22 protein-coding genes are annotated in these 25,869 nt (G+C 57.6%); 17 read left to right on the top strand and 5 right to left on the bottom strand.

Going from position 1 to position 25,869, the window contains the following annotated elements:
* Window positions 1-95 precede the first annotated feature (95 nt).
* The 9 genes from ABEA08_RS00850 (at window position 96) to ABEA08_RS00890 (ending at window position 8,699) form a co-directional block, all read left to right on the top strand.
* Window positions 96-437, top strand: coding sequence for a hypothetical protein (locus ABEA08_RS00850; RefSeq protein ID WP_345332263.1), 342 nt, complete (start codon window positions 96-98; stop codon window positions 435-437).
* 79 nt (window positions 438-516) lie between these two features.
* Window positions 517-1,473 carry an AAA family ATPase gene (locus tag ABEA08_RS00855; protein ID WP_345332265.1) on the top strand — a complete coding sequence of 319 codons (957 nt, stop codon included), beginning with the start codon at window positions 517-519 and terminating at the stop codon, window positions 1,471-1,473.
* Window positions 1,473-2,396 (top strand): DUF58 domain-containing protein, encoded by a 924-nt coding sequence (locus ABEA08_RS00860; RefSeq protein ID WP_345332267.1) that lies wholly within the window; start codon window positions 1,473-1,475, stop codon window positions 2,394-2,396. The genes ABEA08_RS00855 and ABEA08_RS00860 overlap by 1 nt, the downstream gene beginning before the upstream one ends.
* Window positions 2,375-2,851 carry a DUF4381 domain-containing protein gene (locus ABEA08_RS00865; protein ID WP_345332269.1) on the top strand — a complete coding sequence of 159 codons (477 nt, stop codon included), beginning with the start codon at window positions 2,375-2,377 and terminating at the stop codon, window positions 2,849-2,851. The genes ABEA08_RS00860 and ABEA08_RS00865 overlap by 22 nt, the downstream gene beginning before the upstream one ends.
* The gene (locus ABEA08_RS00870) at window positions 2,838-3,806 is read left to right on the top strand and encodes a vWA domain-containing protein (RefSeq protein ID WP_345332271.1); all 969 of its coding nucleotides are present in this window, start codon (window positions 2,838-2,840) and stop codon (window positions 3,804-3,806) included. Before ABEA08_RS00865 ends, ABEA08_RS00870 begins: the two co-directional genes overlap by 14 nt.
* Window positions 3,799-5,733, top strand: a complete 1,935-nt coding sequence (locus ABEA08_RS00875) for a VWA domain-containing protein (RefSeq protein WP_345332273.1) — start codon at window positions 3,799-3,801, stop codon at window positions 5,731-5,733. Before ABEA08_RS00870 ends, ABEA08_RS00875 begins: the two co-directional genes overlap by 8 nt.
* A complete protein-coding gene (locus ABEA08_RS00880; protein ID WP_345332276.1) occupies window positions 5,727-7,403 on the top strand; it encodes a BatD family protein in 1,677 nt (558 codons plus the stop codon). The genes ABEA08_RS00875 and ABEA08_RS00880 overlap by 7 nt, the downstream gene beginning before the upstream one ends.
* Before the next feature lie 35 nt (window positions 7,404-7,438).
* Window positions 7,439-8,005, top strand: coding sequence for a sigma-70 family RNA polymerase sigma factor (locus tag ABEA08_RS00885; protein WP_345332279.1), 567 nt, complete (start codon window positions 7,439-7,441; stop codon window positions 8,003-8,005).
* On the top strand, window positions 7,998-8,699 hold the full coding sequence (locus tag ABEA08_RS00890) for a DUF3379 domain-containing protein (RefSeq protein ID WP_345332282.1): 702 nt from the start codon (window positions 7,998-8,000) through the stop codon (window positions 8,697-8,699). The genes ABEA08_RS00885 and ABEA08_RS00890 overlap by 8 nt, the downstream gene beginning before the upstream one ends.
* 376 nt (window positions 8,700-9,075) lie before the next feature.
* On the opposite strand, the gene ABEA08_RS00895 is transcribed toward ABEA08_RS00890, so the two are convergent.
* Window positions 9,076-9,543: a GNAT family N-acetyltransferase gene (locus tag ABEA08_RS00895; protein ID WP_345332284.1), complete on the bottom strand. Its 468-nt coding sequence runs from the start codon at window positions 9,541-9,543 to the stop codon at window positions 9,076-9,078.
* Window positions 9,544-9,600: 57 nt separating this feature from the next.
* On the opposite strand from ABEA08_RS00895, the gene putP reads away from it, so the two are divergent.
* The 8 genes from putP (at window position 9,601) to ABEA08_RS00935 (ending at window position 20,040) form a co-directional block, all read left to right on the top strand.
* Window positions 9,601-11,040, top strand: a complete 1,440-nt coding sequence (putP, locus tag ABEA08_RS00900) for a sodium/proline symporter PutP (protein ID WP_345332287.1) — start codon at window positions 9,601-9,603, stop codon at window positions 11,038-11,040.
* 212 nt (window positions 11,041-11,252) lie between these two features.
* Window positions 11,253-12,737 carry an OmpP1/FadL family transporter gene (locus tag ABEA08_RS00905; protein WP_345332289.1) on the top strand — a complete coding sequence of 495 codons (1,485 nt, stop codon included), beginning with the start codon at window positions 11,253-11,255 and terminating at the stop codon, window positions 12,735-12,737.
* 281 nt (window positions 12,738-13,018) lie between these two features.
* Entirely contained in the window at window positions 13,019-14,392 is a 1,374-nt protein-coding gene (locus ABEA08_RS00910) for an OmpP1/FadL family transporter (protein ID WP_345332291.1), read from the top strand.
* 164 nt (window positions 14,393-14,556) lie between these two features.
* Entirely contained in the window at window positions 14,557-15,429 is an 873-nt protein-coding gene (locus ABEA08_RS00915; RefSeq protein WP_345332294.1) for an EamA family transporter, read from the top strand.
* A 175-nt stretch (window positions 15,430-15,604) separates the two neighbouring features.
* Window positions 15,605-16,642: a permease gene (locus tag ABEA08_RS00920; protein WP_345332297.1), complete on the top strand. Its 1,038-nt coding sequence runs from the start codon at window positions 15,605-15,607 to the stop codon at window positions 16,640-16,642.
* Between the two features lie 104 nt (window positions 16,643-16,746).
* Window positions 16,747-17,043: an ArsR/SmtB family transcription factor gene (locus ABEA08_RS00925; RefSeq protein ID WP_345332300.1), complete on the top strand. Its 297-nt coding sequence runs from the start codon at window positions 16,747-16,749 to the stop codon at window positions 17,041-17,043.
* A 119-nt stretch (window positions 17,044-17,162) separates the two neighbouring features.
* Window positions 17,163-17,495 carry a PBPRA1643 family SWIM/SEC-C metal-binding motif protein gene (locus tag ABEA08_RS00930; RefSeq protein WP_345332302.1) on the top strand — a complete coding sequence of 111 codons (333 nt, stop codon included), beginning with the start codon at window positions 17,163-17,165 and terminating at the stop codon, window positions 17,493-17,495.
* A gap of 379 nt (window positions 17,496-17,874) precedes the next feature.
* A complete protein-coding gene (locus ABEA08_RS00935; protein WP_345332304.1) occupies window positions 17,875-20,040 on the top strand; it encodes a TonB-dependent siderophore receptor in 2,166 nt (721 codons plus the stop codon).
* A 75-nt stretch (window positions 20,041-20,115) separates the two neighbouring features.
* Here the strand turns inward: ABEA08_RS00935 and ABEA08_RS00940 are convergent, their stop codons facing one another.
* From ABEA08_RS00940 to adhE, 4 genes are all read right to left on the bottom strand, one after another.
* Window positions 20,116-20,772 (bottom strand): DUF2913 family protein, encoded by a 657-nt coding sequence (locus ABEA08_RS00940; RefSeq protein ID WP_345332307.1) that lies wholly within the window; start codon window positions 20,770-20,772, stop codon window positions 20,116-20,118.
* A gap of 183 nt (window positions 20,773-20,955) precedes the next feature.
* Window positions 20,956-21,585, bottom strand: a complete 630-nt coding sequence (locus ABEA08_RS00945; RefSeq protein WP_345332309.1) for a hypothetical protein — start codon at window positions 21,583-21,585, stop codon at window positions 20,956-20,958.
* Window positions 21,586-21,677: 92 nt separating this feature from the next.
* A complete protein-coding gene (locus ABEA08_RS00950) occupies window positions 21,678-22,022 on the bottom strand; it encodes a hypothetical protein (RefSeq protein ID WP_345332311.1) in 345 nt (114 codons plus the stop codon).
* A gap of 681 nt (window positions 22,023-22,703) precedes the next feature.
* Window positions 22,704-25,379 (bottom strand): bifunctional acetaldehyde-CoA/alcohol dehydrogenase, encoded by a 2,676-nt coding sequence (adhE, locus tag ABEA08_RS00955; protein ID WP_345332314.1) that lies wholly within the window; start codon window positions 25,377-25,379, stop codon window positions 22,704-22,706.
* Window positions 25,380-25,869: the final 490 nt, after the last annotated feature.

Here is a 25,869-nt window from a genome sequence, read left to right on the forward strand (position 1 = left end):
GTGGTCAGACAATCATCGAAGGTGCTAACAAAAGTTACCAAGATCTGATAATTACTGAGTGATAGCGCACAGTTTTCACCACCGTAGGGCCCGTCATGCGACCACAGAAGAACCTTAGCCGCCGACCGCTGTCTGTTTGGATAGCGATCCTGTACATCCCGCTGGGCCTGCAGATGCTGTTCTGGATGATGGGGTTTCATTACGTGGATTTTTCCTTGCCAGATTCGCTGTGGGCGATCCCTGAGACACTGGCACGCTACTACATCAGCGTCACGCTATTGTTGTACCCCGCCGTCTTTGCCTATGGTCTGTTTTTCAGTCTGGATCAGAACCGGCAGGGGGCGCCCGCCACAAACGTGATCTTGGCATCGCTCCTGCCCTTCATAACCGCAGCCCCCTACTTGCTCACCGTACAGATCATGCAGTATTTTCAATAACCTTGGATATGAACCCTGCTCTGGGATGAACGACTCCAACGCTCAGCCCGTGCACCGACATCGCGAAAAGAGAACAGGCATGCAACTGCAACGTCTAAATCAAATTCAACAATATCTGCAGCAGATGGTCTTAGGCCAACCCAATCTGGTGGAAGGTCTGCTAACCGCGCTGATCGCCGATGGTCACCTTCTGGTTGAAGGGCCTCCAGGTCTGGCCAAAACCCGCGCCGTCAAAGCCCTGGCCGACTGCATCGACGGCGATTTCCATCGCATCCAATTCACCCCGGATCTGCTTCCGGCGGATCTCACCGGCACTGACATCTTCCGCCAGGAGACCGGCCAGTTTGAATTCCAGCCGGGGCCGCTGTTTCACCACCTGGTGTTGGCCGACGAGATCAACCGAGCCCCCGCCAAGGTGCAGTCCGCCCTGCTGGAAGCGATGGCCGAAGGCCAGATCACCGTCGGCAAGCGCAGCTACCCGCTGCCCAAGCTATTTCTGGTAATGGCCACGCAGAATCCGATCGAGAATGAAGGCACCTACCCGCTGCCCGAAGCCCAGTTGGACCGTTTCTTGTTGCACCTATCGCTGGACTACCCCAACGCCGAAACCGAGTTGCAGATCCTGGCGCTGTCGCGCAACGAAGCGCAGCATGCGGTGATCAGCGTGCCTGAGCCGCTCACCGAAGCTGAGGTCTTTGCTGCCCGCGAGGCGGCCTTGAAGATCTACCTCGCCCCCCAGATGGAGCAATACATCGTCTCTCTGGTGATGGCCACCCGCCAGCCGGCACGCTACGACGACACCCTCGCCGCTTGGCTGCAGTGGGGCGTCAGCCCACGGGCCAGCATTGCCTTGGAGCGCTGCGCCCGCGCCCGCGCTTTCCTGCATGGCCGGGATTACGTGGCACCAGAAGACATTCAAGCCGTCGCGCCGAACGTGCTGCGCCATCGCATTCTGCTGAGTTATCAGGCGGAAGCGGAGGGGATCAGCAAAGATCAGGTGATCAGCCGCATCGTTAAATTGGTGGCCGTGCCCTGATGTCACAGCTCGCTCTGCCCCGTCACGGCGACGGGGCAACCCTCAATCTCAAAGAGTTACTGGCCCGGGCGGAACATCAGAGCTTGGTTCGCAGTGACGATCTCGGTCGCGCCAAGGCGTTGATGGCCGGAGAGCGCCTATCGCGACTCAAGGGCCGTGGTATGGAATTTGCCGAGGTTCGCGCCTACCAGGCCGGTGACGATATCCGCACCATCGACTGGCGAGTCACCGCCCGCACCGGTAAAGCCCACACCAAGCTGTTTCGCGATGAGCGCGAACGCCCTGTGCTGCTGTGTGTCGATCAGGGCAGCCGCATGCAACTGGGCTCCGAGTTGCTGCTGCAGTCGGTTCAGGCCGCACACCTGGCGGCGCTACTCAGCTGGCATATCAGTGCCAAAGGCGACCGCCTTGGCGGCATCGTCTGCACCGAGCAGCAACATAAAGAACTCAAGCCGCGAGCGCGTCGCGCCGGGCTGCTGGCCATGCTGGAAAGCCTGGTCGAGCTGCAGTTGCCACCAACCAACCTTGCGCCACAGCAAGACTATTGGTCGCAGGCCCTGACACGCTTAGAGCGCTTGATCCGCCCCGGCTCGTTAGCCGTGATCATCACCAACCCGCTGGGACTGGATCCCGACAGCCTGCAGCGGATCAGCCGCTTGCGCCGACACGCCGAGATCCGGCTGTTCTGCCTGACCGATCCGCTGTTTGACACCCTGACACAGGCTCAAGGGCCTCTGCCGGTGCGGATCCCTGAGCAGACCCAGCCCCATTGGCTGGATCGACGCGCCGCCCGTCAATTGTCAGAGCGCTGGCAGCAGGCGCGCAACAGTGCCCAACAACACAGCCTGCAACAGAGCCTGCCACTGAGTGAGATCAGCGCCGCTGAGCCACTGGAACAACAATGGCGAAAATTGTGGATATGAACCCGTTAGACTCCCTTCACGATATTGTCTTACCGCAGCCCGTTGACTGGTGGCCCCTGGCGCCAGGCTGGTGGCTGCTCGCCGCACTGGTGCTGCTTGCGCTGATCGCCGGCGGCATCAAGCTTCAGCGTCATTGGCGCCATCAGCGACCGGCCAAGCTCGCCATCGCCCAGCTGCAACGCCTCGATCCCACCGCGCCAGATCTGGCCACCCAGGTCCAGGCGCTGCTCAAACGGGCCGCCATGGCCTACGGTCCCAGAGAGCAATGCGCCGGTTTGCATGGCAACCAATGGCACAACTACCTGCAGCAGCTCAGCCCACACCCCTGGCCTGAGTTGTTGGGCAACCCATACCAGGCGCAAGTCAGCCACGGCGGACAACGCCTGCTCGACGCCGCCAGCGCGGCATTGACCCAACTGCCAAAACAGACGGAGGCGCAACATGCTCAGTCTTGACTGGCCTTGGCTCCTGCTCGCCATCGTCTTGCCCTGGTTGTTGCCCCGCCGTCGCCCGGTACAAGCTGCCGCGCTGCGCCTCCCCGGCACACTCAGCCAGCAGATCCCCAGCGCCACCGGCCCCAAGCCGCACCGACTGTGGCAACTGCTGGCCCTCGTCGCATGGCTCTGTTTGGTGCTGGCCGCGTCCCGGCCGCTGTGGTTAGGCGAACCCGTTGCGCTCAAGCGCGAGGGGCGGGATCTGATGATCGCGGTCGATCTCTCCGGCTCGATGCAGATCGAAGACATGGAGCTGAACGGGCGCCTGGTCGATCGCTACACCATGGTCCGCGCCGTGCTAGGCGACTTTATTCAGCGACGGGACGGCGACCGCATGGGGCTGATCCTGTTTGCCGATCAAGCTTACCTGCAGGCACCGCTGACCTTCGATCGTCACACCGTCAGCCAATATCTGCGCGAATCCGAGCTGGGTCTGGTCGGCACCCAAACCGCCATTGGCGATGCCATCGCCCTCGCCGTCAAACGATTTGAGCAGCTCGATCAGAGCTCACGCGTGCTGGTACTGCTGACCGATGGCGAAAATAACGCCGGTCGCTTTACACCAGCGCAGGCGGTGGAGCTGGCCCGCAAGGCAGGCGTGACCCTGTACACCGTGGGGGTGGGCTCGTCCGAGATCCGCCAACGCCGACTGTTTGGCTCGCGCACGGTGAATCCGTCAGCCGAGCTGGATCGCGCCGAAGCGGAGTTTGTCGCCCTGTCCGAGTCCACCGGTGGCCGCTATTTCCGCGCCCGCAGCACCGCAGAGTTAGACGCGATCTACGATGAGTTAGACAAATTGGAACCGATAGAACAAGACGGCACCCAGTGGCGTCCACAAACCGATCTCTACCCCTGGCCGCTTGGCGTGGCCACCGCTCTTATCCTGTTGCTGTTGGTTCGGAGGCAACATGGCTGAATTTCACCTGATCCGCCCCTGGGTCCTGCTTGGGCTCGTGCTGCTACCGGCGCTGGCGTGGTGGCTACGGCAACAAGCCCAATCGGGCCATTACTGGCAGAAACTGCTACCCGCTCACCTGCATCAGGCGATGTTATTGGGGGCCGATAGCAGCCGCCCGCAAAGCACCCGCCTGCCAATCGGCTTGCTGGCCCTGCTATTGTTCGCCCTGTCCGGCCCCAGCTGGGACAAGCAATCGGTGCCGCTGTTTCAACTGCAACAAGGTCGCGTCCTGGTGATGGACATGTCCTACTCCCAGTGGGCGACTGATCTGGCCCCCAATCGCTTAACCCACACCCGCTTCAAGGCGCTGGATCTGCTTGAACAGATCCCCGATGGCGAGATGGGCTTGGTGGTCTATGGCGGCGACGCCTTCACTCTGGCCCCATTGACCGACGATCGCAGCACCCTGGCCAATCTGATCCCGGTGCTGTCGCCGGATCTGATCCCGGTTCCCGGCTCCAACCTGCCCAAAGCGCTCTATCAGGCCGATCAATTGCTGCGTGACGCTGGGTACAGTCAGGGGGAGATCCTCCTGCTGATCGACGGCCTGCATAGCGAGCACGCCAACGAAGCCATCGAGCTGGCGAACAAGATGCCCTGGACCCTCAATCTGTTGGTGATCGGCACCGCCGAAGGCGCGCCGATGGAGAAGCCCGGTGGTGAGTTGGTGCGCAGCCGCAACGGCGAGATCGCCCTGGCCGTCACGGATTACGCCACGTTGGGTAAACTGGCCCGCGCCGGCGATGGGATCCTCGTGCCCTACCAGCCCGATGGCAGCGATGTGCGTCAACTGGCGCCGCGCGCCGATGCCCTGCGCGATGAAGGGCAGCAGCACGATAACCGCCAGCACAGCCAATGGCTGGATCGGGGAGTCTATCTGCTGCCCTTGCTGTTGCTGCCTTTGGCCTGGATGCTACGGCGCCACGCCTTGCTGACGCTACTGCTGCTGCCGTTACTCACCCCCAAGGCGGAGGCGGGCTTCTGGCAAACCGGTGATCAGCAAGGCCAGGCGGCCTTCGATGAACAGCAGTTTGAACACGCTGCCGCCCAGTTCTCCGATCCCGCCTGGCAGGGCGCTGCCCACTACCGCGCCGGCGAGTTTGAGCAAGCGTTGGCGGCATTTGAGCGCTCGGAGGCTCTCGACAGCCGTTACAACAGCGGTAATGCCTTGGCCCAGCTGGGGCAGTATCAGCAAGCGGCCGAACGCTATCGCCAGGTGTTGGAGCAACAGCCTGAGCATCCCCAGGCGCAGGCCAACCTGGCGTTGATGGAGCAGCTGCTAGAGCAACAGGAGCAGGACGCCCAATCCGACCAAGGTGAAGGTGAAGGTGAAGGCGACAGCCAGCAACAGGACACCCCGTCGGATCAAGGATCGCAAAGCGAGAATGGCGATCCGTCCGAGCAACAAGCGCCGCAAGAACCGAATGAGGGCGAGCCCTCTCCGTCCGACCCGTCTCAATCGAGCGGATCTCAGTCCAGCGACGCCTCGTCACAACAGGACGCCGGCAGTGAAGCTGAGCAAGGAAGTTCTGAGCCTCAAGCGGAACAACCTGAGCCCGCCACGGACTCCGCCGGGCAGAGCAACGACAACGAGCGCGAGCCGGAGCAAACGCCTTCGCAGCCATCCGAGCCCACACAAGAAGAGGCCAATGCCGAAGCGCAGGTCGAGCCCCAGAGCGAGCCAAGCGCGGGCGATCAGCAACCGGACGCATCGACTGCGGCTGGGGCCGCTCAACCCGGCGAGTCCGGCAGCGATCCCGAACTGGAACGAATGCTGCAGTTGGTACCGGACGATCCCGGCCAACTGCTGCGCAATAAAATGCAATTGGAATACCAACGCCGCCGTCAGGAAGGCACCATCAATACGGAGCGAACCCAGTGGTAACGCGGATCACCACCCTAAAACGTTTATGCCTCAGCGCCTTTGTGCTGCTGATCGGCGCTTTGCCTGTGACGGCTCAGGCTCTGACCGAGCTGACCGCCGTCGTGGATCAGAATCCAGTGCTGACCGGCCAGTCCTTCACCCTGCAGGTGACCGCCAATGACAGCGTCGACAGCAACGCCCTCGACACCTCGGCCCTGCAGGCCGACTTTGCGGTGGGCCGAACCAGCGTCAGCTCCAGCACCCAGATCGTCAATTTTGACATGCAGCGCCAGACCACCTGGACCATCCTGCTACTGCCCAAGGCGGCGGGCGCGATCACCCTCCCCGCCCTGGAGATCGACGGAGTGCGCAGCGCGCCCATCCCGCTAACGGTGTTAAACCCGGATCAAGCCGGAGAGGCGGCCCCCCTGCCGATGGCCTTTATCGAAACCGAGCTGGAGCGGGAATGGATCTACCCGGGCCAACCCACCCTGCTCACCGTGACGCTGTTTTTGGGCGCAGAGCTGCAGCGGGGCAGCCTAAACGCGCCCGAGCACGCCAACGCGCAACTGCAGCAATTTGGCCAAGATGAATCCGACACCGTGGTGCGCCGCGGCATGCGCTACCGCACCATCAAACGTCAGTTTTTGCTGACCGCCCAAGTCAGCGGCACGCTGGAGCTGGGCTCCGCCAGCTTCGACGGCGATCTGCTGGTGCCGGGACAGCGCGGCGATATCTTTGGTCGCGCCCAAGCACGCTCCATGGTGGCCACCAGCGATCCCATCGTTGTCAACGTCATGGAGAAACCCGCCAGCTATCAAGGAGCCTGGCTGGTGGCGGACATGGTTGCCCTGTCTGATCACCTTGGCGATGCCGAGCAGTTTGAGGTCGGCCAGCCGATCACCCGAACCCTGCAGTTGACCGCCATGGGGACGGTCGCCGATACCTTGCCCGAGCTTGCGCTCAGCGCGCCAGCGGGCCTGCGGCTCTACCCGGATAAGGTCGAGCGCGATGGCGGCGTGCGCGAGCAACAACTGGTGGCGACACTGCGGCAGACCGTGGCATTGGTGCCCAGTGCACCGGGCAGCTACACCCTGCCCGAGATCCGTGTGCCTTGGTGGAACCCGCGCCTGAAGCGACAGGAGTGGGCGGTGCTGGCCGAGCGAACCATCGAGGTTCAGCCCAGCAGCACGGGTCTGGCCCCCGTCGGCCTGCCGACACCGGTGATCCAGCCCCAGACTCACACCGAGCCCAATGCCGGCTATTGGCCTTGGCTGACCGCGGTCTTTGCCCTGCTGTGGCTGCTCACCCTCGTTTGGGGCTGGCGTCGGGGCCACCCGATGGCTCAGCCCATCAGCCAGCAACCCGTCAATACCGACAAGGTGATGCTCAGCAAGAAGGCGCTGCTACAGGCTTGTGCCAACCACGACGCCAGCCAGGCGCTGAATCTGCTCCCGCGCTGGGCCAGTGAACATCTGGGCCACCCGGTCTCTTTGGCGCGGATCCCGCACCACCTGCCGACGTTGAGCGAGGCCATCGCGGCGCTGCAACACTGTCGATTCGGCGCCACCCCGGCCCCTTGGCAGGGCCAGGCGCTGGCCCAAGCGATCCAGGCGTTACCTGCGGTGGCGGTCGATGCTGGCAGATCCGACTTGCCGCCGCTGGATCCGACATCCAGAATGAGCGGATAGCCCCCACCAGCGCGCTCAAGGAGAGGCAGTAAAAAATGTTAGGTCGGTTTGGAAAGAAAAAAGCCGCATCATCGGTCAGTACTGACATGATAAGCAAACAACGACGCTATGAGTCGCTGGTGCGCGCCTTGCACGGTGATCTCTTCCGATACGCCTACTGGCTGTGCCACGATCGCTCTGTCGCAGACGATCTGGTGCAGGAGACCTTTTTACGCGCATGGAAATCGCTCGATTCGCTCAAGGATGAAAAAGCCGCCAAGGCGTGGCTTATCACCATCTTGCGGCGGGAGAATGCCCGCCGCTTCGAACGAAAACGGTTCGATCTGACCGACATCGACGACGTCCAAGTCGCCGACAGTACGTCCGCGTCACCAGAACAACAGGTGGAAGATCTGTGGCTGCGGCAAAAAATGGCCCAACTCGAGCCCGAGTATCGAGAGCCGTTATTGCTGCAGGTTCTGTATGGCTTCAGTGGTGATGAGATCGCCACCGTGCTGGAGCTCAATCGCAACACGGTAATGACCCGCTTGTTCCGGGCCAGAAACCAACTGCGAGACGCGTTAGAGATCGATCCCGCCGATAGGGGGCAACGCAATGGATGAACTCGAATTCCGCCGGCGCCTGTACGCCGAGCCCAACAGTCAAGATCCACAAGTTCAGGCGGCCGCCAAGGAGACCGCCGGCCGCGAAGCGTTTTGGCAGGAGCTCAAGGGGTTGGATCAGAAGATCCAGCAAGCCGCTCGGATCCCGGTGCCGGATGATCTGGCCGATCGCCTGTTGCTGCAACAGAACCTAACGGTGCATCAACAGCATAAACGCCGGCATCGCTGGCAGTTGGCTGCCGCGGCATCGGTCGCGTTCACCGTGGGGTTATCGTTCGCGATCTACAACACACCGCACGATGATCTGGGCCAACACGCCTTGGCCCACATGGTTCACGAGGAGGGCTTTGTCGCCACCATCGATGAACAGATAAGCCTGGCCAGCCTCAACACCAAGCTGGCCTCGATGGGCACGACGCTGCAACAGCTGCCCGGTGAGATCTTCTACGCCAATTACTGTGATTTCCGTGGGGTTCGCAGCCTGCACGTGGTGATGGGCTCGGCGCAAGGCCGCGTCACCCTGTTCCTGATCCCCAAACAAGGGGAGCTCACCCTGCCGGCGCAGTTTGCCAGTGAGCGCTACCAGGGCGTGGGTCAGGATCTGCCCGCGATGCACCTGGCGCTGGTTGGCACACCGGAGCAAGAGCTGCAGCCGGTGCTGGACGATCTCAGCAGCGGCTTCCAAAGCTTGTAGCGTGCATCGAACCGTCAACCCCAACACAAAAGCCGGAGCACAAGCTCCGGCTTCTTTGTTTCAGTGGAAAACTCATCGGCCCGATGAGACACAACGCCGAGCCCTAAGCACTTATACCAATCGCACTAAGTATTTGCCCAATTCAGAAGCACTCAGCGGTTCAGGGGCGCGGCGTGATTGTGCAGGAATGGTGGGCCCTTTTAAACAATCACAACAACGAGCCTGTGCCGCTGAGTGCTTCCCAAAGGGCTGATGAAAAAGGGCTTTATTCTGCGTTAGTCCATCTCGCATTAGAGCCACTAGAGCTTCGCTGAACTGCCTTGCCTAAAGTCCTTTTTCAATCAGCTGAATGGATAAATACTTAGCGTGATTGGTATTAACTGTCTGCGGCCAACATCATATCCAGATGCATCACGCCACCGTCATCATACGGCTCAGAGCTCACCACAAAGCCAAACCCTTGGTAATACTGGGTCAACGCCTGCTGAGCGGAGATCTTAACCGCCTTATCCGGTGCCAGCTCACGGGCTTTATCCAATCCCGCTTGGATCAATCGGGCCCCGAGGCCACGGCCGCGCACGCCCGCCGCCAAGACGATCCGACCCAGCTTCCACACCGTGCCCGCGTCGATCAGGCGCAGATAGCCATCCAACTCACCCTCTTCACCGCAAACCAACAGATGCAGCGCAGACTCGTCCAGGCCATCAATGTCCTCATATAAGCTGTCTTGCTCAATTTGAAACACCCGCTCTCGCAGTTGCAATATCGCATAGAGGTTACTGACCCCCAGTTGCTCAAAGCCGTACCACTGAAAATGGGGTTCCAAAACGGTATTACTGGTCACTTTTGCCTACCTTTGCTAGCATTTCGCGCGTCTCAAAAGCACATAAGAATATTAAGCATGATATCGACGGCGACAACCATTACTTTTTTTGCGTATCTGATCTTCTTGTTGGTGATCGGCACCTTGGCCTACAAGAACACCAATACGTCTTCGGATTACATCCTTGGGGGCCGTAAAATGGGCCCTGCCGTGACCGCACTCAGCGTCGGTGCCTCCGACATGTCTGGCTGGCTGCTGCTTGGCCTGCCCGGGGCGGTTTACCTATCCGGCTTAAGCGAAGCCTGGATCGGGATCGGCCTGGTATTGGGGGCTTGGGTAAACTGGCACCTGGTCGCCAAGCGCCTGCGGATCTACACCGAGTTCACTCGCGACTCGCTGACCCTACCGGATTTCCTTGAGCGCCGTTTCGCCGATAATGGGGTCTTACGCCTAGTCGCCGCCAGCACCACCTTACTGTTTTTCACCTTCTATACCTCCTCCGGTATGGTTGGCGGCGCCATTCTGTTTGAACAAGTGTTTGGCCTGGATTACACCGCTGCCCTGCTGGTGGGCTCCGCCATTATTGTCTCCTACACCTTCGTCGGCGGCTTCTTCGCTGTCAGCTGGACCGACTTTTTCCAGGGGATCTTGATGTTGTTGGCGTTGATCTTAGTGCCAGCAGTGGTGTTCTTCAGCGACAACCACGATGTTGCCATGCTAGAGCCGGGCATGCTGGAGATCTTGCCGGAAAGCCTGTCACTGCTCGCCATCATCTCCTTGATGGCCTGGGGCCTGGGTTACTTTGGTCAACCCCACATCCTGTCGCGCTTTATGGCCATCGGCGATGTCAAAGACTTGCCGGTATCACGCCGCATCGCCATGAGCTGGATGCTGATCTCCCTGTTCGGCGCCCTAGCAACCGGTCTGGCCGGCGCGCTCTACTTTGCTGGCAGTCCGCTCCCCAATGCCGAGACCGTGTTTATCGAGCTGTCCAAGGTGCTGTTTAACCCATGGATCGCCGGTTTCCTCATTGCCGCTATCCTGTCGGCCATCATGAGTACCATCGACTCGCAACTGCTGGTCTGCTCCTCTGTGGTGACCGAAGACTTCTACAAGAAGTGGTTGCGTCCAGACGCGTCTGAGCGCGAAAAGGTGATGGTGGGTCGTTTGACCGTATTGGCGGTTGCCGTATTGGCCACCATGATCGCCCTCAACCCACAGTCCAGCGTGCTCTCCCTGGTGTCCTACGCCTGGGCGGGCTTTGGTGCCGCCTTCGGGCCGGTGATCCTGCTGTCCCTGTACTGGCGTGACTACAGCCGATACGGCGCCATCGCCACCATCATCGTCGGCGCCGCCACCGTGGTGCTGTGGAAACCGCTTGAAGGCGGCCTATTCGATCTGTACGAGATCCTGCCCGGCTTCCTGTTTGCGACCATCGCCGGTGTGATCGTCAGTAAATGGAAGCCCACCACCGAACCTGTGCGCGAGCAGCACGCCAAGTTTGAGCAGCTACTCTAAACCTGCAAGACATAAAGGGCGCCTCTGGCGCCCTTTTTTTTTACATCAATCCCACCACAAAATCACATTCGCCGACAAAAGGATCGAGTTGCCTGCAAAGTCGACGAACTTAGCCCCAAGACCCCCTCTGGTCGGATATGTACGCCTCTGTTCGCTCACTAGAATGCGCAGCAATTATTAAAACGATCCACTGCCGTATAGTGAGAGCGCAAATGAAAACGATGAACAAGACCCTGATCGCCGCAGCAATGACTTCGACGTTCACCCTGGTTGCCGCCCCAAGTTACGCCGCCGGTTTCCAGCTGAACTCCCAATCGGCCACCGGTATCGGTCGTGCCTTCGCTGGTGACGCCATCATTGCCGATAACGCCTCGGTACTGTCCCGTAACCCGGCCGCCATGGCACTGTTCGATCAGAAAGCCGTTTCGGTTGGCGCCTCCTATGTGGATCTGGATGTACAGATCAACAACGTCGAGTACGCCGGTGGCAATCTGGGCAGCATCGACGATGCGGCGTCCAACACCGTCATTCCCAACTTCTACTACATCCAGCCGCTGAGCGACAAGTGGGCGTTCGGGATCGCCGCCTTTACCAACTTTGGGACCGGCACCGACTCCTCGTCCCTGCTGAGCACGCAGGCACCGGTAAACCCGATCCCTGGCGGCGCTATGCCACTGGATCTGATCGGTGAGACCGAAGTGATCACCATGAACCTGAACGCCAGTGTGTCTTACCGCATCAACGATCAGTTCGCCATCGGTGCTGGCCTGGACATCGTTCACGGCTCCGGCAAGCTGACCCGTGCCCAAAACGCCATCAGTGCCGACGCCGATGGCATCGGTTTCGGCGGGATCCTGGGGGCCACCTATGAGGTGAACGACAACCACCGTTTCGGCATGAGCTATCGCTTTAGCCCGAACGTCACCGCCACCGGTGATATCGGTGCCAACCTGGGGATCAACGGCGAACTCAGCTACAGCCACAGTGTGGTTGGCAGCGGCTGGGTACCAAACAGCTACACCGTAAACCTCAACGCCACCGATCTGGCCCTAGGCATTGCCGCTGACTTCGAAGAGTTGGAAGTGCCGCTGCCGGACGTGTTCCAGTTTGCTGGCTTCCATCAGTTGACCGACCGCTTTGCGCTGCACTACACCGCCCAGTGGACCCAATGGAGCGTGTTTGACCAAGTCACCGCCCGCAACGGTAAGATCAGCGGCGATTTCGCCGGCACCCTCAACGCCAACTGTCAGGGCGACAGCGCCGCTGGCGAAGCGACGTGTCTGGGCATAAATGCCATCTTTGATCAGATCCTACCCATTTCCGGCGAGAGACAGTTGTTTAGCGCAGATCTGGCCGAAGTGGCCTTGAAAGAGTACAACTGGAAAGACTCTTGGATGCTGAGCATCGGTGGCACCTATGACGTCACCGACAAGCTGGCCCTGCGCGCCGGTTACATGTACGACCAAGGCGTGGTTGGCGAAATCGCTTCCCTGTCCATCCCGGATTCCGACCGTAACTGGTACACCGCCGGTATGGGCTACAAGCTCTCTCGCAATGCCAGCGTCGATCTGGGCATCGCCTTCGTTCGTGGTAAAGAGGTTCAGTTGGAAGAAGACTCCCTCTTCGCCGGCACCGTCTCTGCCACCACCAACTCCAACGCCGTGTACTACTCCATGCAGTACAACCATCGCTTCTAAGCGATCCGCGTGAACAGCAATACCAACGGGGTGCCTCTGGCACCCCGTTTTGCTATAAAAACGCCAACAAACAGGAGTAATTACTCTAATCCCGGCAATTTTTAATGGACTGCTCTGTGGTGGGCAGTTTTTGTGCACGTCTATGGACGCCAGAAGCGAGATCTTGATCGCAGTTTTGTGTATTATGTCGACGCGTTTGATACAGGTCAGACCACGAAAGCAACGCCCATCCATACAATGGGTTACGTGTTTCGCACAATTACAACAACAAGGAAAAGTTGATGAAAGCTGTTAACAAGACGCTCATCGCCTTGGCGGTCGCCGCCATCAGTTCCCCCTCCTTCGCCGCAGGCTTCGGCCTCAATGCCCAATCCGCCACCGGCGTCGGTCGTGCTATCTCCGGTGACGCCGCCATCGGCGACAATGCCGCTATCCTAGCCCGCAACCCCGCCGGTATGGCGCTGTTTGACAGTAAAGCCCTCTCGGTTGGCATGAGCTATCTGGATGTCGACGTCAACATCAAAGACGTTTCAGTCACGCTGCCAGGGGCGATTGTGGGCTCGCCTTCCGATGTTGCGGTGCCTATCGGCAGTGAACACAGCGCCGCCGACAACAAGTTTGTCCCCAGCATCTACTACATCCAGCCGATCAACGATCAATTTGCCTTTGGTCTGGCCGCCTTTACTAACTTCGGCACCGGCACCGACACCAGCGCCCTGCAGGGTGGCGAGTTGATCCCGGGCAGCGAACTGCCTAAACCGGAAGACCTGCTGGGCAACACCCAGTTGACCACCGTCAACTTCAATGCCAGCTTGTCCTACCGCATCAATGAGATGTTCAGCGTCGGCGCCGGTTTGGACGTGATCTACGGCTCTGGTGAAGTCAGCCGTGGTTCCATCCCAGACGGCGCCGGCGGTGCCATTCAACTGGTGGACGTCGATGCCGATGGCATCGGCTTCGGCGGGATCGTCGGCGGCCTGATCGAGTTTAATCAAGATCACCGCATCGGCTTCAGCTACCGCTTCAGCCCGGAAGTGACCGCCGACGGCACCACCGACAAACTCAGCAGCGAAGAGGGCGTCCCGGCCCGCTATCAAGAGATGACCGTGCCCCTGCCGGACATCTTCCAGATCGCCGGTTTCCACCAGGTATTGCCCCAACTGGCACTACATTACACAGTGCAGTTCACCCAGTGGAGCACCTTTGATGAGATCACCATGAAAGACGGTGTGATCGCCATGGGTCACCCTCTGCTTGATGGCAGCGCCGTACCCAACGAGCCGCTGAAGGAGTACCAATGGGAAGACTCCTGGCTGTACAGTGTCGGTGCCACCTACTCCGTCACCGACCAATTGGATCTGCGCGCCGGCTACATGTTTGATAATGGCGTGATCGGCGAGCTCGAGTCCATCTCCATCCCGGATTCTGACCGCAACTGGTACACCTTTGGCGCAACGTACCGCCTCGACAAGCACCACAGCTTCGACTTTGGTTACGCCTATGTTCAGGGCCAGGACGTGGAAGTGACGGAGCTCAGTGCCATCCTAACGGCAGGGATCAGCGAGCAAGTTGGTGCGCTGACTCCGATCTACACCACAGCGACCACCCGCTCCAACGCGCAGTACTTCTCACTGCAGTACAACTACAGCTTCTGATCGCGCCGATCTGAGCTGAAACAAGGAGGCCAACCGGCCTCCTTTTTGATCATGGCTCAACTGCTGATGTGGGTTTGGCTATCACTTCATTCCGTCTGTCCCCCTTCGCAACTCTTCCTCTACCCGTTATTCTGAAGCCCTTAACGTGTTGGGAATGCTAAAAGATGTGGATCGGCTTTACCCTGCTCGCGGCGTTTATGCAGGCCTGGCGCAATGCCTTTCAAAGCCGACTCAGTGGCGAAGTCAACGTTGCCGGGGTCACGCTGGCGCGCTTCCTTTGGGCCAGTCCCATCGCCGCTGCCTACCTGACCGCTTTGTATCTGTGGAGTGATCCCGGCCTGCCGGCGATCACTCCACCTTTTATCGGCTTTGTCGTCGGTGCCGCGCTGATGCAGATCCTCGCCACCGGCCTGATGGTGCGCCTGTTTCAGATGAAGAACTTCGCCGTCGGGGCCGGTCTGGCCAAAAGCGAAGCCCTGCTGGCCGCCATTCTCGGCCTGCTGTTCTTTGGCACAACGCTGTCACCTCTGGGTTGGCTCGGGATCGGGATCGGTGCCATCGCCGTGTTTCTGCTCTCCAGCAAGGGCGGTCTGCGCCAGCTGTCCCTGCCAACGGTAGCGCTCGGGCTGTGCTGCGGCGGAGCCTTTGCGTTAACGTCTCTGTGGATCCGCGAAGCCAGCCTCAGCCTCACCCTGCCGTTTCCTCACCGTGCCGCCTGGGTCTTGCTGCTGGTGATCAGCCTGCAAACCCTGCTCCTACTGCTCTATCTGTGCTGGCGTGATCGCCCGACCCTGCACGCACTCTGGCAACGCCCCAAGCTAACAGGCCTGATCAGCCTCAGTAGCTGTCTGGGCTCTATCGGCTGGTTCAGTGCCATGTCGCTGCAAAACGTGCCGATGGTGAAAACCTTGGGTCAGGTGGAAGTGTTTTTCACCCTGCTCATCGCCGCCTACTGGCTCAGGCAGAAGGTAAAGCTGCAGGATGTACTTGGCCTGATCTTGATTGCCATCGCCGCCATCATTGTCATGTGGTCCTGACTCGGCGCAGCCGTGCATCGAGTTTTTCGAATGCCCCAACCACATTTCGACTATTCCAGAAATTTGACATCATCCCGTAGCGGCGTTAAAGTTTGGCCAACTTGAGAGGGAGGGAAGGCAGCCGCTGCTGTATTGTCTCCTGAATAATCATTTCGAATCTTCTGGAAACATCGTCATGAGTACCTTAACGATCGAACGCCTGCTCGACACACTTCAATTCTTCGCCTTTCTCGCCTTCGAGCTGACCGCCCTGTTTTTGCTGATCAGCTTTTTGATCGGCGTGATCATGGACGTGATGCCCGCCAAGCGGATCCAAACCATCTTGGGATCTCAAGGTGGCCGAGGCTACTTGTCCGCCGGTTTGCTGGGGGCGCTGACGCCGTTTTGCAGTTGCTCAACCATTCCTATGCTGAGCGGACTGCTCAAAGCCCGCGCCGGCTTTGGCCCGACCATCACCTTCCTGTTCACCAGCCCCTTGTTGAATCCCATCATCATCGGTCTGTTCTGGGTCACGTTCGGGCTTAAGGTGACCGCCATCTACTTTGCTATCGCGCTGGTAACCTCAGTCATCGCCGGCTTTGTGCTGGAGAAGATGGGCTTTGAGCGCCATGTCCGCCGTGAAGTGGTGGAAGGCGGTGCCGCCAGCGGTTGCGGCAGCACAACGTCCAGCTGCGGTACACAAACATCGTCCGCAGCACCCGCCAGCTGTGGCACCAGCACCGAGTCCAGCTGTGGCACTGGCACACCATCGTCTGCCAGCAGCTGTGGCACCGATACCGGCTCAAGCTGTGGTGGCAGCAAACCCGCGGGCCGTTGGGCCAAGATCTGGGCCGAGACCTGGAAGCAGTTTCGCAAGATCTTCCCCCTGCTGATGCTGGGTGTGGCGATCGGCTCATTGACCTACGGCTTTGTCCCGGAAGATCTGATCGTCCAGTACGCTGGCGACGATAACCCACTGGCCATCGCCATTGCCGCCGTGATCGGCGTACCTTTGTATATCCGCGCCGAGGCAATGATCCCGCTGGCGGCCGCACTGGAGCTCAAGGGCATGGGCATGGGCGCCTTGATGGCTTTGATCATCGGCAGTGCCGGTGCCAGCATCACCGAGGTGATCTTGCTCAAAACCCTGTTCCGCCGCCCGATGATCATCGCGTTTCTGACCGTGATCTTCACCATGGCCTTCAGCGCCGGCATGCTGTTCAGCGTGCTCTAATCCACCTCCGGTCCAATGCTCAGCGGCATTGGGCCGGTTTTCATTTCGATAATTAACTAACTGTGGAAAAATAAACACCATTCCTTGTCAGCCGGAGTCCATCCGTGAGCGAACTCGAACTGCACGCCAAAGCCTTAAAAGAGTTGGGTCATCCTGCCCGCTTGGCCGTTTATAAACGCCTGTCCAAGGCCGGTCATGCCGGCCTACCCGTCGGCACCCTACAAAAAGAGCTGGCCATTCCCGGCTCCACCCTGTCTCATCACATCTCCGCCTTGGTCTCCGCCGGCTTAGTGAAACAACACCGGGAGGGCCGCATTCTGCACTGCGTTGCCCAATACGACCAGTTCGATCGCCTACTGGCGTTTCTGTGTGACGAGTGCTGCAAGGATGAGCAGGGTTAAAGGACGCATTTTACCCGGGCAAAACTTGCCCAGCGGATAGTGACCCGCTACCATTCGGCTCCATTTTCATTCCGGCCGTTGGCCCAGCCGCCAGCCGCCCGTAAACGCAAGGCACCCGCATGTCCAAATTTTTCTATAAAGGCAAAATTGAGAAGAAGCCTAAGCACGAAAGCTACGGCTACAACACCAAGCGGGCCGCGAAGCTAGGCACCGCCGAAAACCCACTCAATCTGATCGTCAATTCCACCGAGCGTCAGGCTGAAATTGAAGCCCTGCTGGCCGAGCACCAACTCATGGCCAATATCGAACTCAATGCGGACGCGCAAGAAGAGATCACACAGCTGGATACGCTGCTGAATAAACCGCAGACCACCACCTTCGATAAAACCCCGAGCCGCAACGATCCCTGCTCTTGCGGTAGTGGTAAGAAATACAAAAAGTGCTGCGGCTGATCGCCCTCATCGCTAAACAACAGCCAGTGCCACGCACTGGCTGTTTGCTTTCGGTCCCGCTAAGCCCGTCCTTGTCGCTGCCACAAATGAAACATTGCCGTTAGAAACATTGCGTCACGTCACAATAACGACACTTACTCAATCACGCCAGTGTCGTTAACAAACAGAGCGTTGTACCGGAATACATCAAACCGAGCATCGAATACATCGAGGCTTCATACCGTTCCGGCTAAAGCATCCTTATTTAAACCCTGTCGCACCACGTAACACTACAGAACAATCTGAACTCAGCCGTTGTAATGGGAATAATTCTCACTTAAAGTTCGGCGCAATTGATTTGGTTAATCATTCTCATTAAGAGTTGTACTGGGAGTTAGGAATGTTTTCGAGCAAAAGTCCAATCGCGCTGGCGGTAACAGCCATACTGCTAAGTCATCCTCTGATCGCTGCAGAGCAGGAAGCTTCAATGGTGGATGCGTCGGTGGAAACCATCACGGTCCGAGGAAACTCATTCGGCGATTATAAAAACGACCACGCTCGCGGTGCCATGCGCGCTGACATCCCTCTACTCAATACGCCTCAGTCGGTGACCGTTATCCCGGAAATCATCATTGATGAGCAGCTGGCAACCACATTGCGTGAAGTACTGACCAACGACGCCAGTGTTACCGGTGGTACCACCTTCTGGAACCGTGAAACCTTCAATGCCCGCGGCTTTACCATCAGCAACGATGGCTATATGCGTGATGGTCACCAGTTCTGGGCTTACTACGTTCCGCCTATAGAGACGGCTGAAAGCATTGAAGTCATTAAAGGGACTTCTTCCCTTCTTTACGGTAAGACCAGCCCTGCAGGCCTGATCAATATGGTCAGCAAGAAACCAACTCATGAGCGTTTTGTTGAGCTCGGTTTCGACTTCGACAGCAATGGCAGCACCCGCTACCAGGTCGATACCGGTGGCCGTATCGATGAGGAAGGCAACTTCCGCTACCGCGCTGTGGGCGTTAAGCAAGACAAAGAGTTCTGGCGTGAATATGCCAACGGCGAAAACGTTGAGCGCGATCGCTGGCTGGGTTATCTAAACCTGGAAGCCGACATCGGCGAGTGGGGTATGTTCTCTGTGTACTACGATCGCACCGATGACAAAGCTGGCAACGACTCTGGGGTTTGGTTGGACGCTGACGGTAATGTCGTCGGTGATCGCCGCACCGCTTGGGATATGCCATGGGCGGTGTTCGAAAATGTCGTCGATAACTACGGTGCCGATCTGACGGTTTATCTGGGCGCTGATTGGCAAATGAAAGTCGGTTATAACCACAATGAGTTTAACCGCCATCGTTTCGACTCAAGCCCGAGCGTTGGCAGTTACAATTCCACTAGTGGCACCTACTCCATCAGCCCGTTTTCACGTTTCGATGATTGGCAATACACCAGCCAATATGTCGACTTTACCGGCGAATTCAGCACCGGCAGTATCGAGCACAACATGCTGATTGGTGCCAACCGTTTGGAATACTTCTACCAGCAGTCCCGCGACAACAATCTGCCGGAAGACTTCAATACCACCATCACCATTGGCCAGCCTTTACCGGCACGTCCGGATCTGGACTACCGTCGAGTCGAGCCTGGCACCCCGAGTGAATGGGAATACTACGGCATCTACATTCAGGATTTGATCACCCTGAACGAGCAATGGCAGCTGTTGGTTGGTGGCCGTTTCGATAAACAAAAGAAGGTCGAAAATGTTAATCAGGACGCTTTCCTGCCTCGTGGTGCGGTGATCTTCCATCCCAATTCGGATGCCAGTATCTACCTGAGCTACTCAGAAGCCTTTACCCCGAAGGGAGCCATTGATAACGAGTACGACGTCAATGACGGCCATGAGCTGGACCCTGAATTGGCACAAAGCTGGGAGCTGGGCGCAAAATGGGAGTTGAATGAAGGCCGACTGCTGCTGTCTGGCGCGCTGTTTAACACGGAAGTGACCAACTTCAGTTATAGCGAAGAGACAGGCAACATCATCGATGGTGAGACTGAGACCATCACCACACAAGGTGGCAAACAACGTCATCGAGGCATTGAGTTATCCGCACAAGGTCAAGTCAGCCAGAATTTCTTCCTGATGGGTTCAATGATGTATCTGGATGCAGAGTATATCGATCACCCTAATGGGGAGCTGATGGGTTTTACCCCTGTCGATGCGCCAGAGTGGAGCGCGGCGATATGGTCCCGCTATCAAGTGAATGATCAGTTGGCTTTAAATCTGGGCGCGACCTACGAAGGTGACCGCTTTGCCAATGACAGCAACTACACCTTTGATGACGTTGATATCTTCTCTAATGACATTGTCAAAGATGCCTACGTTCGAGTGGATGCCGGTGCCTCATATCGCCTGAAGTTGGCGAGATCTGAAGTTAACCTTCGTGCCAACGTGCAAAACCTGTTCGATACCGAATATTTAGGTGGTGGTGCTATGGGAAGTCGCGGTGCTGTAAGCGTTTCCGAAGGCCGTACTTTTGCGATGTCCGCGAGCGTCGCTTTCTAAACCGATTTCATCATCCCAAAGCAAAGGCGCTTGATGCAGGCATCAAGCGCCTTTGCTATTAGTAAGAACTAAGACTCAGTCAATCAACGCTGGTAGCTCCGCCAGGATAGGACCAGCATTGGCCGGATATAGCAGATATTCACCGTGATACTTCACCAGCGACTTGTAATCCGTCACCTTATGCAGCAGCAAGCCGTGACGATACGCCATGGCGATAAAGGCTGACATGTCACCCCGCAGGTACAACGAGATCGGTTTGATCAACTCATCGTCGTTGAGGAAATGGGTTTGTTGCTGTTTTGCGCACAGGACCAACGAACCTTGGCCATCTGTATGGTGGATGAACGGCCCATCGATCACCTCCTCCGGCTCAACCACCCAGCCTGCCGCATCGGCCTCCTCGGCTAAAGCTTCAAGCTGGCGCATCGTCACCATGGCCATCTCTTCCGTGCCGTGAAGCAATGGACCATAGATCGCCGCGATCCGTTCGAACAGATCCTTCAGAGCGGCCCCTTTGCCCTGGGTGCGCGCCTGCTTTTGCCAAGCCTTAAGTTGCTTGGCAGTCGAGTGGGCAAAACGCTGCTGCTTGATCGCGCGGGTCACCCAAGCACTGAAATAGTGCGCTTCGCTGATCGGCGCACGCGGAACGCGGCCGCTCTCTTGTGCTTGGGCCAACTCCGTCAAACCGGTCGTGGCCAAGGTATAGATCTCAAAATTAAAACGACTGCTCATGGGCTCTGACACATTGGAAGAAAATGATCTTTAGGATCGCACAAGCTGAGGGCTGCAACCAGTGACGCCGCTTCATCCGAGCAAATTATCCGCGACATTCGCCCCGTTCGGCTGCAGCTGCGCAGTGCTCGGATCAAAAAGCCCTGCACAGTGGCAGGGCAAGTTCAGGCCATGATAAAGCCTTTAAGCACTGTTGGCCTTACGTCCAAAGGCCCTACGCAACTCCATTCGCGAGCGCTCCAGCTGCTGCAACAAATGCTCGCGCTGTGCGGCCACCGTGTCGGGCTCATCATCACGACTGCTTTGCTGCACCTCAGCCGTTGGCTGCTGCTGTTGCAGCTGCGCCAGGCTGTGACGTAATTGTCCTATCTCTTCGGCCAACTCGGTTAACCGCTGCTGATGGCGCTCGTCGGCTTGCAGTAGGGTAACCGCATGGATCAGTGCCGCCTTAGGCTGGCGAAAGGTCACCTCAAGATCCAACTGAGCACGACCGTCCATCGCAACACCCGGCGTGTCCCGGCTTTCCAATACCTGAAGATAGGCCCAATTGAGCAGCTGCCACTGCCCCTCCTCAAGCGGCAACTCCTGTTGCAAGGCCCTTAGCATACGACTACTGAATTGGGCGCCTTGTTGTTTGGCACGATCCAGTGCCACTGCCCGCGCGTCACCGGGCTTATCGCCCTCCTGCAGCACCACCTGATCCGCCACACGCAGGATCAACGTCTGCTCATCATCGGACAGCGGTGTTACCTGCTGCGCCTGTACCACCGCGCTCAGCAGTAAGCACGCGCACACCCCCAGCCATTTATTCATGCCTTTCTCTTCTTGTTATGGTTTCCCACCGGCATGCTACCGTGCCCCAACCATTTTTCAAGCCGCTCGCACCGACATTGCGAGCTGGGATCTTACTGCAGCACGCCGCGCCGTCGCATCCAGCGAGCATAGCCGTACAAAACAAACGCGATGACGAAGATCACAGCGGTGAACAGCAAAGAAACTGGGTCACCGACAACCTCTAAGCCATTGGCGAACACATAATTTCTTAGCGTTACCAGCACCATCATCACCCAAGAGGTCAACAACACCGGCGCCGCCAGACCACGTCGCAACAGCAACAACACAGCACCGAGCACGCCACCCCACACCGCAATGGCCCAGCACGCATCGACCCAGGCCGGAAAACCATAGAAGAACGCCAACTGCTCTGGGGTAAACGCCGCCATATAATCGGCATTGCGAGTCTGGGTCATAACATAATCCATTGCCCCCATCGCGTTCCACAACAGGGCAAGTATGCCCACCAGCCAAAGGTGTTTTGGCGTGCCGGATGTTTGCGTTGCATTCTCCATCATCGACTCCGTTATCTATCATAAAGACCAACTCAAACTCTAGCGCAAACGCTTAGAGCCGCTTTGACATCAAAATGTCTCTGTCGTCACCAAATGCTGAAATGGCCCTTATACCGTTGTAGTCGTAAGGCAAATTAAAGTAGGAATAGCACCATTCGGCGCATACCAGAGCCATGATCAACGGCAAAAACCCTTCCCTCATCGAAGCATTACACCCACGAACTTCGTAGTAGGTCGTCCGGCACTCAACCTGGTACTCGATAATGTGGCTAGAACTGGTGTGCGCCGCGATGTAATCACTCAGTTTCATTGCCATCGCATAGGCTCATTTGGGTTCCACTGTCTCCTCGTGAGACATCTGATAACGGTTCATTAAGCCCACACTGGACTGCTTCACCAGAAGCATCACAAAGGGCTCAGGTAATCGCCGAACAATCATCTCTCGGGATAGCCCGTCAGGCGCGTCAGTCTCCGACGCTGAGCTCAGGACATCGAGGAGCGCCGCTTAGAACAGACGTAAAAAAGCCCGGCAAAAGCCGGGCTTGAACGTCGTGTGCAGAGAGATGAGATGACTGTTTGGGCTTAGGCCGCGGCAGAGTCTTTTTTGCCCTTAACCGCTTTGACCTTTACCACGTCACCCGCAGAAAAGTCCTGACCGTCGACGTAGGCCTTGCCGTAGAAGGACGCCAGCAGCACTTGCTTGAGCTCAGCGATCAGCGGGTAGCGTGGGTTCGCACCGGTACACTGATCATCAAAGGCATCCACCGCCAGCTCGTCCAGCTTAGCCAAGAAGTCCGCCTCATTGACGCCCGCGTCCTTGATGGACTTAGGAATATCCAAGTCGCCCTTCAGCGCTTCCAGCCAGCCGATCAAGGCTTCAACCTTCGCATTGGTGTCGTCACCGGCCTTGGTCAGGCCCAGGTGATCCGCCACTTCGGCGTAACGACAACCCGCTTGTGGACGGTCGTACTGAGAGAAAGCGGTCTGCTTGGTCGGCTTGTCCGTGGCGTTAAAGCGAACCACGTTGCTGATCATCAGAGCGTTGGCCAAACCGTGTGGCAGGTGGAACTCGGCACCCAGTTTGTGGGCAATGGAGTGACACACACCCAGGAAGGAGTTCGCAAACGCCATACCAGCGATGGTCGCAGCATTGTGTACCTTCTCGCGGGCGATAGGATCCGCTGCCAGGTGCTCGTAGCTGCTTGGCAGGTAGTTCTTCAACATCTTCAGCGACATCAGTGCGTGACCGTCGGAGTACTCATTGGCCAGCACAGATACATAAGCTTCCAGGGCGTGAGTCACCGCATCGTAACCACCAAAAGCGGTCAGCGATTTTGGCATATCCATCACCAGATCAGCATCGACGATCGCCATGTGTGGGGTCAACTCGTAATCCGCCAGTGGGTACTTAGCGCCGGTCTTGTCGTCGGTCACAACGGCAAACGGGGTGACTTCGGAGCCGGTGCCTGAGGTGGTGGTAATACACACCAGCTCGGCTTTCTTACCCATTTTAGGGAACTTGTAGATCCGCTTACGGATATCCATAAAGCGCATCGCCAAGTCCGCGAAGTCGGTCTCTGGGTGCTCGTACATTACCCACATGATCTTGGCTGCATCCATCGGCGAGCCGCCGCCCAGGGCAATGATGGTATCTGGCTGGAAGCTCTTCATCGCTTCAGCGCCTTTCTCAACCACGGACAGGGTTGGATCCGCTTCCACATCGTAGAAGGTGACCACTTCCATGCCTTGAGATTTCAGGATGGCGATCAGGTTGTCAACGTAGCCGTTGTTGAATAGGAAACGGTCGGTCACGATGAAGGCGCGTTTCTTACCTTCCAGATCACCCAGCGCGATTGGCAGGGAGCCACGACGGAAGTAGATGGACTTCGGCAGTTTGTGCCACAGCATGTTTTCAGCTCGCTTCGCTACAGTCTTCTTGTTGATCAGGTGCTTAGGACCTACGTTTTCGGAGATGGAGTTACCACCCCAGCTGCCACAACCCAGGGTCAGCGATGGCGCAACGTTGAAGTTGTACAAGTCACCAATGCCACCGTGAGTGGTCGGGATGTTCACCAAAATACGCGCGGTTTTCAGCTTGTCGCCGAAGTACTTGATACGCTCGGATTGGGTGTCTTGGTTGGTGTACAGGCCGGAGGTGTGGCCGATACCGCCCATTTCTACCATCTTAACCGCCATGTCTACGGCGTTTTCGAAGCTAGAAGCACGGAACATACCCAGGGTTGGGGACAGTTTCTCGTGAGCAAACTCTTCCTCGATCTTGATCTCCACCCCTTCACCGATCAGCACCTTGGTGTCGGCGGCCACTTTTACACCGGCCATGTCGGCAATGACGGTCGCAGGCTGACCCACGATCTTGGCGTTCAGGTTGCCGTCGATCAGGATAACCTTGCGCACTTTATCGGCTTCAGCTTTGGTCAGGATATGACAGCCGGACTGGGCGAAACGCGCTTTCACGGCGTCGTACACTTCGTCCATCACGATCACGGCCTGCTCGGAAGCACACACCACACCGTTATCAAAGGTCTTGGACATCAGCACGGAAGCCACCGCACGTTTAATGTCCGCAGTCTCATCGATCACAACAGGAACGTTACCGGCGCCTACACCAATGGCTGGCTTACCGGATGAGTATGCGGCCTTCACCATACCCGGGCCACCGGTGGCCAGGATCAGGTTGATATCGTCGTGCTTCATCAGTGCGTTGGACAGCTCAACCGAAGGCTGATCGATCCAACCGATGATGTCTTTCGGCGCACCCGCTTCGATAGCGGCGTCCAGCACCAGCTTGGCAGCATCATTGGTGGAGTTCTTGGCACGTGGGTGTGGCGAGAAGATGATGGCGTTACGGGTCTTCAGGGAGATCAAAGATTTGAAGATCGCAGTAGAAGTTGGGTTGGTGGTCGGTACGATACCGCAGATCAAACCCACCGGCTCAGCGATGGTCATGGTGCCCATGCAGTCATTCTCTTCCAGAATACCGCAGGTCTTTTCATCTTTGTATTTGTTGTAGATGAACTCGGATGCAAAGTGGTTTTTAATCACCTTGTCTTCAATGATCCCCATGCCAGATTCAGCAACGGCCTGTTGGGCCAGAGGAATACGGGCGTTGTTGGCGGCCAGTGAAGCGGCGCGGAAGATCTTGTCCACTTGCTCCTGAGAGAAGGTGGCAAATTCTGCCTGTGCCGCCTTAACGCGGGCAACCATAGCATTTAGCTCGGCGATATTAGTTACAGCCATAAGATAGCTCCTGAAATATTAAAAACTAAAAATTAAAAAACCTTTTAGTAAGTCCCCTAGGCCTTGCTCAATAAAGCGTAGATAAATCTGCTCGCTTTGTTGTGCCGCTTAGTCAACGCACTTAGTAAATGACTTTCGAAATTGATTATATGAAGTCAGTTTGAAGAAAGAAGTGATGGAGATCACCTGCTGCGACAAAGAGGTAATTTTGTGAAAAACGAGACAAAAGAACACAAAGAAACCACAGGGGGGTGCAGTTTCGTGACATGACGCTCTGAAAGGCCATTTTGTCCCACTCACACCGAGACAACTTGACCGCCTCACAATTGTAATTTATTTACATTAAGGTTGATTCCGCTCGGCCGAAAGCAATGCACACTCGGCGATAACCGCTGCCGATGGCTCGGCCACACAGCGCCTCTCAGATCCGCACCTTCCTAATGAAAATAATTCGCCCCCCATCCACGCCGGATCGCACCAACGTCCACAT

Origin of the sequence: Ferrimonas pelagia, from assembly GCF_039543565.1 — a bacterium.
GTDB classification, from domain to species: domain Bacteria; phylum Pseudomonadota; class Gammaproteobacteria; order Enterobacterales; family Shewanellaceae; genus Ferrimonas; species Ferrimonas pelagia.